A 13,899-nucleotide genomic window follows, 5' to 3' on the forward strand; every position below is an offset into this window, starting at 1 on the left:
GCTCAGTCCTCGAGCGCGGCGTCCAGGGCCAGGTCCGCCGCACGCTCCGGCGCGACGAGCACCGCCTCGACCGCGCTGCGCGCCCACCACCGGCCGGCCGCCTGCGCCAGCCCTGCGGCGAGCCCCGCGACGTGCACGGTCCGCACCACGGCGTCCGGACCGGTACCGGTCACCCACCAGTCGACGGGCGAGCCGTCGACCGTGAGCTCCTCGTGCTCGACCCAGGTCACCGGTGCCCCCGGCAGCACGGCGGCCACCTCGGCGGGCACCGGCGTGACGACCCCGTCCTGGGCACGGTCCACCTGGCCCTCGGCGAGCTCCGACACCGCCGGCACGTCGAGCAGCCGCGCCAGCGCGTCCGCTCGGGCGGGCGTCGAGGGGATCATCGCGGCGACATCGGTGCGCTGCCACCACATCGGCTCGTCGGCCACGGCGGCGTCGTCGGCGTGCACCATCGCCACGCGACCGGGCGCGACGATCGCCGGGATCCGCTCGGGAGCGTCCGTCCAGGGGGACGCACCGCCGGCGTCGTCCAGCCGGCCCGCGGCGGCGGAGATCCCCCGCCACAGCGCGACGGCCGTCGACGCGTCCACAGAGGTCCCGGCCGGGCCGAGCGCGTCCAGCAGGTGGGTCCACGCCTGCGGTCCGAGGTCGTCGAGACCCCCGACGCCGCCGAGGGCCACCTGGACCGCGGTGTCGAGCCCACGCAGGAGCTCTGGGGCCGGCGGGAGCACCTCGCGCAGCCCGGCGGAGCCGTCGGCAGCGGCGTCGACCGCGAAGATGCCACCCAGCTCCGCGGGCCCGCGCTCGCGCAGCCACCAGGCCGTGTAGGACGACGCCGTCGCACCTCGCTCGCCGCGCACCGGCTCGAGGAGCGCCCGACGCAGGCCGGGTTCCGCGGCCAACCGGGCCAGGAGCTCGGGCCAGCGGTCGGGGTCGACGGCGTCGAGGTCGGCCACGGCGACCGCCTCGCCGACGTACTCGCCGACCCCCAGCGTCGCGGAGAGCGCCTCGAGGTACTCCGGCCACCCGTCGAGCGACTGCGCGGCCAGGCTCGCGTCGTCGGTGCCGTCCGGGTCGGACGCGGCCGGCTCCGCGACCACGTCGGCGAGCCGCACCAGGGCGAGGTCGTCGCGCACACCGGCGGCGACGAGCGTCGTCGGACCCCAGCGCTCCACCGCCTCCAGCGCGACGGGCGCGACGACGCGCGGGTCGAGGAGCGCGGCCGCCGTCCCGCCCGGCAGGACCAGCCCGTGCGCCGGCGTCGGCTCGCCGTCGGCCGCCGGAAGGGTGAGCAGGCCGAGCCACGCCGCGTCCGCCGCGAGAGCCCCGGGCGCGTCGCCGGGGTGGACGTCGCCGACGACCGCCCGCACGACCGCGAGGACGGCGTCGGTGACCTCGTCGGCGAGCTGGAGGTCGTCGTCGTCGGCCTGCTCGAGGACCGCGGCCCGCAGTGCGGGGTGCCGCAGCAGGCCGCGGGCGTCGGGGGCGTCCGCGCCCAGGCGGACCAGCAGCGGGTGCGCAGCGTGCGGGTCGACGACGCGCAGTCCCCAGCGGCCCAGGTCCCGCAGCGCGTCCGCGCCGACGGCCTCGGCGACGTCCGCGTCGAGCACCACGAGCCCGCGTGCCCCGCGGACCACCCGGCCGTCGGCGAGCGGGACGGGCAGCGCGCCCAGCGCCTCCCGGTCGCGCACGTCGTCGGCGTGCGGTGCGAGGGCGTCGTACAAGGATGCCCAGCCGCCGTCGCCGACCGCGGGGAGCTCCTCGACGACGTCGGCCAGCCCGCGCACCTCGACGCCGAGGACACGGGCCTGCGCCTCCCGGCCCGCGGGCACCACGACGAGTCCGCCGATCCGACGGCCCAGCGCGGCGACCGCCCGCACGTCCTGCCCCGCGGGTCCCGCGAGCATGACCGCCCGGCTCGGCGCGAGGAGAGTCCGGTTGGACTGGGTCTCGTCGACCGTGTCCTTGTCCGTGCCTGCGGCTTCCTTCGCGTCCTTGTCCGGGCCCGCGTGCATGTCCGGGATCGCGTTCCTGTCCGGGCTCGCGTCCCTGTCCGGGCCTGCGTCCCTGTCCGGGCCTGCCGCCGACGCGCGGACGAGCAGCGGGGTGCGCGAGAGCCGCTCGACGATCCGCTCGTGCAGCGCGCCGTCCAGGGCGCCCGACGGCAGGCCCATGGGCACCAGCGCGAGCGCCTCCCCGGAGTCGCCCGCGAGGGCGCGTTCGTGCGCGAGGCGGGCGTAGGCGTCCGCGGCGTGGTCGAGCACCGCGTCGGTCAGCCGACCAGCGGCCACGTGCCGGCGGGTCGGGTCGAGCGGCAGGGTCGCGACGAGGAGCGCGGGAACCGTGCACGGCTCGTCGGTCGGCGTCGGCGCGTGGACCACGCGCGCCCAGCCGGCCTGGCCCCTGGGCACGGCCCACGTGACGCGCCACGTCCGGGCGCTGCGCTCCTCGACGGGCCGGTCCGCCAGCAGGTCGAGGCCGAGCTCTCCCTGTGCCGACAGGACGGTCCAGCGGTCCTGCACGTCCGCGACCCGACGGTTCGGCGCGTCGGAGGTGTTGTCCTCGACCAGGATCTCGACCAGGCCGGGCAGCGCGAGCAGCAGCGGGTCGCCGACGTCGTGCAGGAGGCCGCGCACCTCGTCGGCGGCGACCTCGTCGCGCAGCTCCAGCACGACGGCCGTGTCGTATCCGGCGGGCGGGCGACCGGCCGCGGGGAACGGCAGGCGCAGCGCGGGCAACGAGCCGTCGCGCCGTCGCACCTCGTCGTCGAGCCCGGGGTTGTCCGCCGACGCCTCCGCCAGCAGGCCGGACGTGTCGCGGGCCGAGAAGCGCACGCCTCCGGTCGTCGACAGCAACGAGATCTCGTCGGACACCGCCCGGACGGCGGCGAAGCCGACCCCGAACCTCCCGACCACCTGCGCACCCGCCGGGCCGTCGCCCCGCTTCGAGGACGCCCGCATCGACGACAGCGAGGCCACGCCGTCCGCGTCGAGCGGGTCGCCGGTGTTCGCCGCGACGAGGACGAGGGTGCCGTCGTCCGAGCGGTCGAGCCGCAGCAGCAGCCGGCCGGGCACCTCGGCGCGCACGGCCGCGTCGGCGGCGTTCTGCGCGAGCTCGACGACCACGCGGTCGCGGTAGTAGCCGCGGGCGTGGTCCTCCTCGGTGTTGGCGTCCTCCCGCAGCCGCGCGGGCGAGGCACGCCACGCCCCCAGGACAGCAGCTCGGAGGGCTGCCGTCCCGAAGGCGTCCGCGGTCACGACTCGGGGGTGGTCGAGGCGTCGAGCTCGTCGGAGGCGTCTGCGGGGCCGGTGTCGGGGCCGTCTGTGTCGGACGGCTCGGTCTCCGCGACGTCCGGGTCACCGGTCGCCCCGACGGCCTCCGGCTCGGACGCGACGGTCTCGCCGACGACGTCGGCCGGCGCCGCTGCCTCGAGCGCGTCGGTCTCGTCGACCGCGTCGACGGCTGGCTGGGGCTCGGGCTCCGGCTCGGGCTCGGGCTCGGACGATGCCGTGTCGTCGACCGCGTCGACCGGGCCGGACACCGCGGCCAGGATGGCCTCCGCGACGAGCTCCGCGGCTTCCTCGGGCGTCACCTTCGCGACGTCCTCGGGCGCCTCGTCGGCAACCTCGGGTGCCTCGTCGGCAACCTCGGGTGCCGCTTCTGCGACCGCGACCGCCACCGGCGGGACCAGCTCGAGCTCGAGCTCGTCGATGAGGGGGTCCGGCGACGGCCACTCGGTCGGGGGAGCCTCGGCGTCGGTCTCGGAGTGCGCACCGCAGCCGTGGTCCAGGCTGACGACCATGCCGTCGTCGGGCGACCACTCGTTGGCGCAGACCCCGAACACGGTGCCGAGCGCACCCTGCAGCGGGATCAGGAAGCCGCAGCTGTAGCAGGCGGCTGCCGAGGCGACTGCCCCGGCGCTCGTCGGACCGTGCGCGCCGCGGTACCAGCGCTCGGCGGCCTCGTCGCGACCCTCCGGGGAGAGCACCCGGACGCGGGCCAGGGCGAGCTCGTCGATCGCGACGGAGTCGAGCTCGGGGTCGCCGGACGGGGTCCAGCCGGGCTCGAGCCGCGGGTCGTCGGCGCGGAAGGGAAGGACGTCGCCGGGGCCGATGTCGCCCGGGCGGATGCGCTCGGACCACGGCAGCCAGGCCTCGCCGAGGACCGCGTCGGGCCCGGGCAGCAGCTCGGCCTCGCAGACGGTGGCGGTGCGGCCGCGCGGGACGCGGGCGACGGTGACGGTCCACTCCCAGCCGCGGTAGCCCTTGGCGGTCGAGGCGAACCGGTGCGAGACCAGGCGCTCCCCCTCGACGACCAGGCCGAGGTACTCGCCGACGTCGGCGGGGTCCTCCGCGAGCTCGACGGCGACCTCGCGGGCGAGGTCGACCGCGGAGCCGAGAACGGCGTCCTTCGTCGCTGCGGGCATGCTCAGGCCTCGATGTCGTCGGCGACGGCGCGCAGCAGGGTGGCGTACTGGGTGCCGCGGGCCTTCTCGGGGTAGCGGCCACGACGCAGGTCGTTGCCGATCTTGTCGAGGACCTTGATGAGGTCCTCGATGATGACGGCCATGTCCTCGGCGGGCTTGCGGGCGGCCTTCGCGACGGACGGGACGGGGTCGAGGAGCTTCACCGAGAGGGCCTGCGGGCCCCGCCGGCCGTCGGCCACGCCGAAGTCGACCTTGGCGCCGGGCTTCGGTGCCGTGACACCCTCGGGCAGCGCGGAGGCGTGCAGGAACACCTCACCGCCGTCGTCGCTGGCGATGAACCCGAAGCCGCGCTCGGTGTCGAACCACTTGACCTTGCCGGTAGGCACGGTGAACCCCTGTCCTGTGTAAGAGACGTACCGACCAAGGCTACCGGCCCATACACCTCCAGGGCGCATCGCCGCCGGTGGGAGGGTCCGGGGCGCGCGCGTGTCGGACCTCGGGCCGATGCTGGGAGGCCGGGTCCGACGACGAGAGGTGGTGGCCGGTGACTCCCGACGACGAGCTGCGCGACCACGGTCCCGGCCGCCGTCGTGCCGACGACGCGGCTCAGGACGATGCGACCCCCGCAGCTGCTGCTGCCCGCGTGCTCCCCCGTCCGTCGGCGCGAGCGCGCCTGACTGCGCTGCGCGTCTCCACGGTCGAGACGTTGGCCGCGCTCGAGAGCACGCACCGGTCGGTCGTCGACGCCTCGCGCGACAGCAACGCCGACGACGAGCACGACCCCGAGGGTTCGACGATCGCGTTCGAACGCGCCCAGGTCGAGGCGCTCGCCCGCCAGAGCGCGGCGAAGGTTGCGGCGATCGACGCCGCGCTGGACCGGGTCGATGCCGGCACCTACGGCATCTGCGCGAGCTGCGGGCGCCCGATCCCGGCGGCTCGGCTCGAGGCGCGTCCGACGGCCACGACGTGCGTCGAGTGCGCCGCGCGTTCTTGACCCTGTGGACGGCGGTCATTGAAATGGGGCTGTGGACGGCTCGATAGCTCTCATTCCCCGTGATTGTTCGGCGCTCTGGCCTGCAAGGACACCCCACGACTGAATGTCAGTGCCTCCTGGAATACTCCTCGACAACGTCATCAGCAGCGGAATTCTTGCAGGAATGGCGCACATTCGGGGGGTGGGTGCAGTGACGATCGAGACGACCGCGAGCGGCCGCGCCCCCGCGCCGCGCGAGTCGGTCCGGGACGCGCTCGACGGCCTGGCCTCCCTCGTCGGGTCGCTCGCCCACCTGACCGACCCGGCCGCGCCGGGACGTGTCGAGGGAGCCACGGCGGCGGCGGTCGTGACGGAGGCGTTGGCGCTGGCCGGGCGGCTGACGGCGATCGCCGCACGGACGATCGCCGTGGTCGAGGCGGACGGCTGGTGGGCCCTGGACGCGCGCAACCGCTCGATCACCTCGTGGGTGGCCGCACACGGACGCGTCCCGCACGGGCAGGCGTCACGACTCGTCGGGCTGGGACGGGCGATGCGCGACCACCTGCCCGCCACCGCGGCAGAGGTCGTCGCCGGAGCCGTGTCGGTCGAGGCAGCGCACGTGCTCGCGTCGCTCACCACCACCACCGATGCGCGCCGCGCGGCTCTCGCCGCACCGGCGGGCGAGTGCGGTGAGGAGTTCCTGGTGGAGCACGCACGGGTGCTGCCGGTCGCGTCGCTGCGGCTGCTGGCACGCCGTTGGGCCGCGCAGGCCGATCCCGAGGCCGACGAGCGCGGGTATCGCGACGCCCAGGAGGCGGAGTACCTGGACCTGGCCGACACCACCGACGGCTGTCATCTGTCCGGGTTCCTCACCACCGAGCACGGCCACGCCCTGCGAGCCGCGCTGACGGCCCTGACCGACCGCAGCTCGGGGTGCGCCGGCCAGACGGCGGCCCGCAAGCGCGCCACAGCCCTGACGACGATGGTCCGGTCCGTCCTCGACAACGACCTGACCGGCGCCACCGGGACGCACCGCCCGCAGATCAGCGTCGTCACGGACCTGGACACCCTGACCCGCGCGCTCACGCGTGGCTCGCTCCCTTCGTACTCGGAGCAAGACGATGGGCCTTTGGCCGCCAGACCCACGCCGATCGGCGACGTCAAACGCTTCGCCGTCGCGGAGCTGGTCGGCACCGGCCCTGTCCCGGACTCGGTCCTTGCCCGGCTCGCCTGTGACTCGACGATCACCCGCGTCGTGTTCGGTCCGCAGTCCCAGGTGCTCGACGTCGGCCGGTCCGAGCGCACCTACACCGGCCACAAGCGCCGGGCGATCATCGCCCGCGACCTGCACTGCCAGGCCCCCGACTGCGATGCGCCGCCGGCCCTGTCCGAGATCCACCACACCGAGCACTGGGCTCGCGACAACGGGACGACCGATGTCGCGACGGGCTGTCTCCTGTGCTGGTCCCACCACGCCTGGGTGCACGACGACCTCATCACCGTCCGTCAGACCCGGGGCCGGTGGAGCTTCACCGACCGTCACGGCCAACCGATCCCCAACACGAGCTGACGAGGAGCAGATGGCGATGATCGCGAGAGTCGCATGCGGAGGGGCGCCCGCGCAGCGGGCACACCATCCGCCCGACATTCGCCGCGACCGCGGCCGGACACGAGTCGTAGCGTGACTACCATGTCGAACGCTCTGCCACGCCCCGAGCCGTTCACGCTGCCGATCGACGAGGCAGCGGTCGAGGACCTCCGCCGTCGTCTGCGGGCGACGCGCTGGCCGGACGCGCCGGAGGACGCCGGGTGGTCGGCGGGGACCGATGTCGACTACCTGCGCGAGCTCGTCGACTACTGGGCCGACGGGTTCGACTGGTCGGCGCAGGTGGCCGAGCTCGGGCGGCTGCCGCACTTCCGCGTGCCGCTGGACGGTCTCGGTATCCACGTCGTGCATGCTCGAGCAGCCACTCCGAGCTCGAGCGCATCGGCTCCTGCGAGCACAGGTGCGGCGACGACTCCTGGCACCGGCTCGGCGGCAGCTCCGGGCGCCTCGAGCGCGGGCGGCTCCGTCCCCGCCCTGCCGCTGGTCCTCTGCCACGGGTGGCCGGACTCGTTCTGGCGCTACACCAAGGTGATCCCGTTGCTGACGGACCCGGGCGCGCACGGCGCCGACCCCGCGGACGCGTTCGACGTCGTCGTGCCCGACATGCCGGGCTTCGGGTACTCCGACCGCCCGACGGGTCCGGCGCTCGACTCGGTCGGGGTCGCGGGCCTGTGGGCCGAGCTCATGAGCGCGCTCGGCTACTCCAGGTTCGGTGCGGCGGGCGGTGACATGGGCAGCCACGTCAGCCGGTACCTCGCGCTGGACCATCCCGACCGGGTCGTCGCGGTCCACCGCACGGACGCCGGCATCCCGAGGTTCCAGGGCGACCTCGCCGAGCTGGACCCGCTGGAACGGGCGTGGATGCAGGAGGCCGCAGTCTGGCTCGCCGACGAGGGCGCCTACGGCGCGGTCCACCGGACCAAGCCGCAGACGGCTGCCGTCGGGCTCAACGACTCCCCCGCGGGGCTCGCGTCGTGGATCGTCGAGAAGCTCCGGGCCTGGAGCGACTGCGGCGGCGACGTCGAGCACAGCTTCACCAAGGACGAGATCCTCACCAACGTCACGATCTACTGGCTCACCCAGACGATCGGCTCGTCGATGCGCATGTACCGCGCGAACGCCGCCACCCCGCCTGCCCAGCTCACTCGCCGGGTCGAGGTCCCGTCGGGCTTCTCGCTGTTCGCGGGCGACGTGGTCCGTCCCCCGCGGCCGTGGCTCGAGCGCACCACGAACCTCGTCCGCGTGACGGAGCCGCCACGGGGTGGGCACTTCGCGGCCTTCGAGGAGCCCGAGCTGTACGCGCAGGAGCTGCGGGAGTTCTTCCGACCGTTCCGACAGGCCGTGGACTGACAGCAGGGCCATGACCGAGGCGCCGACGAGGTCGACGAGGGGAGCACGACGACCGCCCGCTGGGCCCGCCGGAGCGCCCAGGCTCGTTACCGTCGGGTAACCAGATCGCCCTGACCGACGTGCGACGCACCGCACCCACGTATCGTTGACCGGATGTCCTCCTTCATCGGCTATCTGCGCGATCGCAGCGACGACGAGCTCGTCGCGCTCCTGCGCAGCCGGCCGGACCTGGCGTCACCGTCACCGGCCACGTTGTCGTCGCTGGCGGTGCGCGCGACCAGCCGTTCGAGCCTCGAGCGGGCACTCGCAGGCTCGGACGCGAGCGTCCTGCAGGTGCTGGAGGCCGTCACCGCGCTCAGCGACGGGGGCACGGTCCACGCGACGGACCTGCCGGCCGCGGTCGGAGCGACGACCGACGCGGAGGTGGCCGTCATCGAACGCGCGCTGCGCCTCGCCATGGTCGCCGCGCTCGTCTACCCCGACGACGACGCGACGGAGCCCTCTGCGGACGAGGCCGCTGCGGCGACGTCCCACGAGCCCGGGAGCGCGAGCCAGTCCGGCGCGGTGCTCGTCCCGTCGCCCGGCCTGGCCGAGATCCTCGGTCCCTACCCGGCAGGCCTGGCGGGCCCCGACGCCGGCAACCGTCGCGCGGCCGTCGCCCCGATGGAGCAGCCGACGCCCGACGAGATCCCCGCGCTCCTGGACGCCGCCCCGACGGGAGCGCGACCGGTCCTCGACGCGCTCCTGTGGGGCCCGCCGATCGGCCTGGCCCCGTCGAACAACACCGCCGCCGCGGCGGCGGTCGACTGGTTGCTCCGTCGCCGTCTCCTCGCACCCGGGGACGCCCGGCACGTCGTCCTGCCCCGGACGGTCGCCCTCACGCTGCGGGGCGGCCGCACGCACGCCTCCCCCGCCACCCCGCCGGCGACCCCGCACGGCGCCGCGCACCGACCGCCCGCTCTCGTCGCGGCGGAGTCGGCCTCGGCCGGCGAACGGTCGGTCCTGCTCGTCGCGCGCCTGATCCGCCTCTGGGAGCAGAACCCGCCGAGCGTCCTGCGCGGCGGCGGCCTCGGCGTGCGCGAGCTGCGCCGGGCCGCCCAGCTGCTCGAGGTCGACGAGGCGGAGGCCGCCTTCGTCATCGAGCTCACGGGCGCCGCGGGCTTCCTTGCCGACGACGGCGAGGACGCCCCGTCCTTCGCGCCGACCGTCGCCGTCGACGAGTGGTCGGCGCGCGACGTGCCCGACCGCTGGGCGACGCTGGCGCGCACGTGGACCACGATGCTGCGCACGCCGTGGCTCGTCGGCGGTCGGGACGAACGCGGCGGGGTGCGCGCCGCACTCGACCCGGAGCTGCAGCGCACCTGGGCACCACGGCTGCGCCGGTCGGTGCTCGACGTCCTCGCCGAGACGGAGCCCGGCACCGCGCTCGACCCCGCGAGCGTCCTGGCGGTCCTGCGCTGGCGCACACCGCGCTCGGTCCCGCCCCTCGCGGCCATCTCGGCCGTGCTGGTGGAGGCCGGACGGCTGGGCATCGTCGGTGCCGGTGCGCTCTCCGACGCCGGCCGCGCGCTGCTCGCCGAGTCGGCTCCGCTGGTCGGCGCCACGGCGGACGTGCCGGACCCGGCCGACGCCCTCGCCGCGGCCCTGCCGCGTGCCGTCGACGAGATCCTCCTGCAGGGAGACCTCACGGGCGTCGTCCCGGGCCGCCCCAGCCCGGAGCTCGAGGACCTCCTCGACCGGAGCACCCACGTCGAGTCGCGCGGGGGCGCCCTCACGGTGCGGTTCACCCCGGACTCGGTCCGACGAGCCCTCGACGCCGGCGCCACGGCGGACGGGCTCCTGAGCGAGCTCGCCGCGCACTCGCGCGGACCGGTGCCCCAGCCGCTCGAGTACCTGGTGCGGGACGCCGCTCGACGCCACGGCCGGCTCCGGGCCGGCTCGGCGTCGAGCTATCTGCGCGCCGACGACCCGTCGCTGCTGGCCGGGCTCGCGGAGGACAGCCGGCTGTCGTCCCTGGGACTGGTGCGCCTCGCACCGACCGTCCTGGCCTCGCAGGCGCCGGCCCGCGAGCTCGTCGACGCGCTCCGGGCCCACGGGCTCGCCCCCGTCGTCGAGGGTCCGGACGGCCAGGTGCTGCACGTCGTGGCCTCGGTGCGGCGGGTCGGGCGCCGGGGTGCCGCCGCCGCTCGTCGCCGCGAGGCGCCACCCGCCCGCGAGCAGGTGTCCGACGAGCGGCTCCTCGCGCTGGTGCCGCAGCTGCGTCGCGCGGAGGAGGAGCGACGGATCGACGAGTCCGAGCGCCTCCCGGGCGGCCTCCTGCCCGCTCCGCGGCCCTCGACCCCCGGGTCGCTGACGCCCGCGACCGGCCTCGCGGCTGCGACCGGCTCGGTCCGCTCGACAGACAGCGGCACGAGCACGAGCACCCTCTCGAGCACGACCACGGCGTCGACCAGTGGCTCGTCGACCAGCACCCGTCTCCTCGACGACCAGGACGACGGCACCCGTTCACCGTCGTCACCGACCCGCGCCGAGGCAGCTGCCCCGGCCCCCGAGGGAACAGCCGACCCGGTCGACGCGTTGGTGCTCCTGCGCGAGGCGGCAGCCGAGAAGGTGGCGGTCTGGGTCGAGCTCGTCGGATCGAGCGGCGTCCCCGACCGCCGACTGCTCCGGCCGCTCCGCGTCGAAGGTGGTCGCCTGCGGGCGATCGACCCCGCCCGCGAGTCCGAGCTCACGGTCGCGGTGCACCGCATCGCGTCGGTCACCCGCGACACCCCCGCACCACCCGCACCCCGACCGACCGACGACCCACCGGACGACGTCTTCCCCGACGACGTCCGCGCGCACCGGGACGCACGCCGACTCTGACCGCGTCGACGACCCGCAGCACGACCCCAGCAAGCCCCACGACCACCGAGGAGTCCACGTGACCGACGGCCCCCTGATCGTGCAGAGCGACAAGACGCTCCTGCTCGAGGTCGACCACGACCAGGCGGAGGCCTGCCGCCGCGCGATCGCCCCGTTCGCGGAGCTCGAGCGCGCCCCGGAGCACGTGCACACCTACCGACTGACCCCGCTGGGCCTGTGGAACGCGCGCGCCGCGGGCCACGACGCCGAGCAGGTCGTCGACGTCCTGCTCGAGTACAGCCGCTACCCCGTCCCCCACGCCCTGCTGGTCGACGTCGCCGACACGATGTCCCGCTACGGCCGCCTGCAGCTGATCCAGGACCCGGTGCACGGCCTGATCCTGCACGCGCTCGACCCGGCGGTCCTGGTCGAGGTGGTCCGCTCGAAGCGCACCGCGGGCCTGCTCGGCGCACGCATCGACGCGACCGACGTGATCGTCCACCCCTCCGAGCGCGGCCACCTCAAGCAGGTGCTGCTCAAGCTCGGCTGGCCCGCCGAGGACCTCGCGGGCTACGTCGACGGCGAGGCCCACCAGATCGACCTCCTCGAGGACGGCTGGCACCTGCGGCCCTACCAGAAGCAGGCCGTCGACGGCTTCTTCCACGGCGGCTCGGGCGTCGTCGTGCTCCCCTGCGGCGCGGGCAAGACCCTCGTCGGCGCGGGTGCGATGGCCCGTTCGTCGACGACGACCCTGATCCTCGTCACCAACACCGTCTCGGCACGGCAGTGGCGCGACGAGCTGATCAAGCGCACCTCGCTGACCGAGGACGAGATCGGCGAGTACTCCGGTGCCCGCAAGGAGATCCGCCCGGTCACCATCGCGACCTACCAGGTCCTGACGACGAAGCGGAAGGGCGTCTACACGCACCTCGAGCTGCTCGACGCCCGCGACTGGGGTCTCGTGGTCTACGACGAGGTCCACCTCCTGCCGGCCCCGATCTTCCGCATGACCGCCGACCTGCAGGCCCGCCGACGCCTCGGCCTGACCGCCACCCTCGTGCGCGAGGACGGCCGCGAGGACGAGGTGTTCAGCCTCATCGGACCCAAGCGGTTCGACGCCCCGTGGAAGGACATCGAGGCGCAGGGCTACATCGCGCCGGCCGACTGCGTGGAGGTGCGTCTGACGCTTCCCGACGCCGACCGCATGGCCTACGCGACCGCGGAGCCGGAGGAGAAGTACCGGCTCGCCGCGACCGCCAAGGGCAAGAACCGGGTGGTCGAGCAGCTCGTCGCCAAGCACGAGGGCGACCCGACGCTCGTCATCGGCCAGTACCTCGACCAGCTCCACACGCTCGCGGAGCACATCGGCGCCGACCTGATCACCGGCGAGACTCCTGTCCGCGAGCGCCAGCGTCTCTTCGACGCGTTCCGCGAGGGCGAGATCACCAAGCTCGTCGTGAGCAAGGTGGCCAACTTCTCGATCGACCTCCCCGAGGCGAGCGTCGCCATCCAGGTGTCCGGCTCGTTCGGTTCCCGGCAGGAGGAGGCGCAGCGCCTCGGCCGGATCATGCGACCCAAGGCCGACGGCCGCACCGCCCACTTCTACACGGTGGTCGCGCGGGACACCGTCGACCAGGACTTCGCGGCGCACCGACAGCGGTTCCTGGCCGAGCAGGGCTACGCCTACTCGATCGTCGACGCCGAGGACCTCGGGCTGGACCCGGTCGAGCGCGACTGACCGCAGCCGTCGCCTACGGCGCCCGCACCGCCAGGTCCAACGGCCCGGGGAGCCGTCGGTGCGGTCCGACGCCCTCGGGCCGGAGGGGTCAGACGCCCGCGGGCTCCTGCGCCACGGCGCGCACGTGCGCCGCGAACGACTCGGCCAGCGTCCGGCCGACGGCCGTCACCTCGTCGGCACGCGCGGCGTAGGCCGCGAGCACTGCCTCGGTGTCGACGTCGTCGTACCCGTCCGCCCAGGCGCGCAGGGTCTGCGCGGAGGCCTCGGGGTGGAACTGCACGCCCCACGCGGACCCGACCCGGAAGGCCTGGTACGGGTACATGGGCGACGACGCGAGCCACACGGCACCGCGCGGCAGGTCGACCACCGCGTCCGCGTGCATGCTCGGCTGGGGCGTCCGTTTCCGGTCGTCCGCGAGCGCGAGGACCGCGCCGACGACCGCGTCGCCGACGGCCTCGGGGCGCCAGCGCACGTCGGCCAGACCGGCCTCGCGACCGGGAGGCGCCGCCACCTGGACACGTCCGCCGCGGGCGACCGCGAGCAGCTGGGCGCCGAGGCAGATCCCGAACGTCGGGACGCCGCGGGTGCTGGCGTCCGCCAGCAGCGCGCGCAGCTCGGGCAGCCACGGGGCGACCGCGTCGGAGTGGGCGGACATGTGGCCGCCGAGCACGACGAGACCGTCGCCGACCTCGTCGGCCAGCGGGACGGGCTCACCGGCGAAGGCCGCCACGATGCGCAGGTCGACGTCGCCGAGCCACTCGGCGAACCTGTCGAGCTGGACGTCGGGCGAGCTCTGGATGACGGTGACGACGGGGCGAGGGGCACCGAAGGAGGGGGATGTCACGCGCAGACGGTACCCCCAGCTACGCATGCGGAGGCAAGACGAGGTCGCCGCGACGTCCGCTACGTGGACAATCGTCCACGAACGTCCCGGTGACCCGCGGATGAAGAACACTCGG

9 protein-coding genes are annotated in these 13,899 nt (G+C 75.0%); 5 read left to right on the top strand and 4 right to left on the bottom strand.

The features are described from left to right. Positions 1-2 precede the first annotated feature (2 nt). Genes AC1DZC_RS15905 through AC1DZC_RS15915 form a run of 3 tightly spaced genes read right to left on the bottom strand, consistent with a single transcriptional unit; the run spans position 3 to position 4,815 of the window. The gene (locus tag AC1DZC_RS15905) at positions 3-3,260 is read right to left on the bottom strand and encodes a sacsin N-terminal ATP-binding-like domain-containing protein (RefSeq protein ID WP_477039772.1); all 3,258 of its coding nucleotides are present in this window, start codon (positions 3,258-3,260) and stop codon (positions 3-5) included. After that, positions 3,257-4,429 (bottom strand): DUF3027 domain-containing protein, encoded by a 1,173-nt coding sequence (locus AC1DZC_RS15910; protein WP_477043940.1) that lies wholly within the window; start codon positions 4,427-4,429, stop codon positions 3,257-3,259. The genes AC1DZC_RS15905 and AC1DZC_RS15910 overlap by 4 nt, the downstream gene beginning before the upstream one ends. A gap of 2 nt (positions 4,430-4,431) precedes the next feature. Next, entirely contained in the window at positions 4,432-4,815 is a 384-nt protein-coding gene (locus AC1DZC_RS15915; protein WP_028050704.1) for a cold-shock protein, read from the bottom strand. Positions 4,816-4,973: 158 nt separating this feature from the next. Between AC1DZC_RS15915 and AC1DZC_RS15920 the strand changes: the two genes are divergently transcribed. From AC1DZC_RS15920 to AC1DZC_RS15940, 5 genes are all read left to right on the top strand, one after another. Beyond that, the gene (locus tag AC1DZC_RS15920; RefSeq protein WP_477043941.1) at positions 4,974-5,423 is read left to right on the top strand and encodes a TraR/DksA family transcriptional regulator; all 450 of its coding nucleotides are present in this window, start codon (positions 4,974-4,976) and stop codon (positions 5,421-5,423) included. Positions 5,424-5,613: 190 nt separating this feature from the next. Beyond that, entirely contained in the window at positions 5,614-6,972 is a 1,359-nt protein-coding gene (locus AC1DZC_RS15925; protein ID WP_477043942.1) for a DUF222 domain-containing protein, read from the top strand. Between the two features lie 120 nt (positions 6,973-7,092). Continuing rightward, positions 7,093-8,358, top strand: coding sequence for an epoxide hydrolase family protein (locus tag AC1DZC_RS15930; RefSeq protein ID WP_477043943.1), 1,266 nt, complete (start codon positions 7,093-7,095; stop codon positions 8,356-8,358). Positions 8,359-8,511: 153 nt separating this feature from the next. Then, positions 8,512-11,223, top strand: coding sequence for a helicase-associated domain-containing protein (locus tag AC1DZC_RS15935; protein ID WP_477043944.1), 2,712 nt, complete (start codon positions 8,512-8,514; stop codon positions 11,221-11,223). Between the two features lie 58 nt (positions 11,224-11,281). After that, positions 11,282-12,940: a DNA repair helicase XPB gene (locus AC1DZC_RS15940; RefSeq protein ID WP_477039766.1), complete on the top strand. Its 1,659-nt coding sequence runs from the start codon at positions 11,282-11,284 to the stop codon at positions 12,938-12,940. Between the two features lie 88 nt (positions 12,941-13,028). On the opposite strand, the gene AC1DZC_RS15945 is transcribed toward AC1DZC_RS15940, so the two are convergent. Further along, entirely contained in the window at positions 13,029-13,784 is a 756-nt protein-coding gene (locus AC1DZC_RS15945) for a type 1 glutamine amidotransferase (protein WP_477043945.1), read from the bottom strand. Positions 13,785-13,899: the final 115 nt, after the last annotated feature.

The organism is Cellulomonas sp. P2_B4, assembly GCF_056404795.1.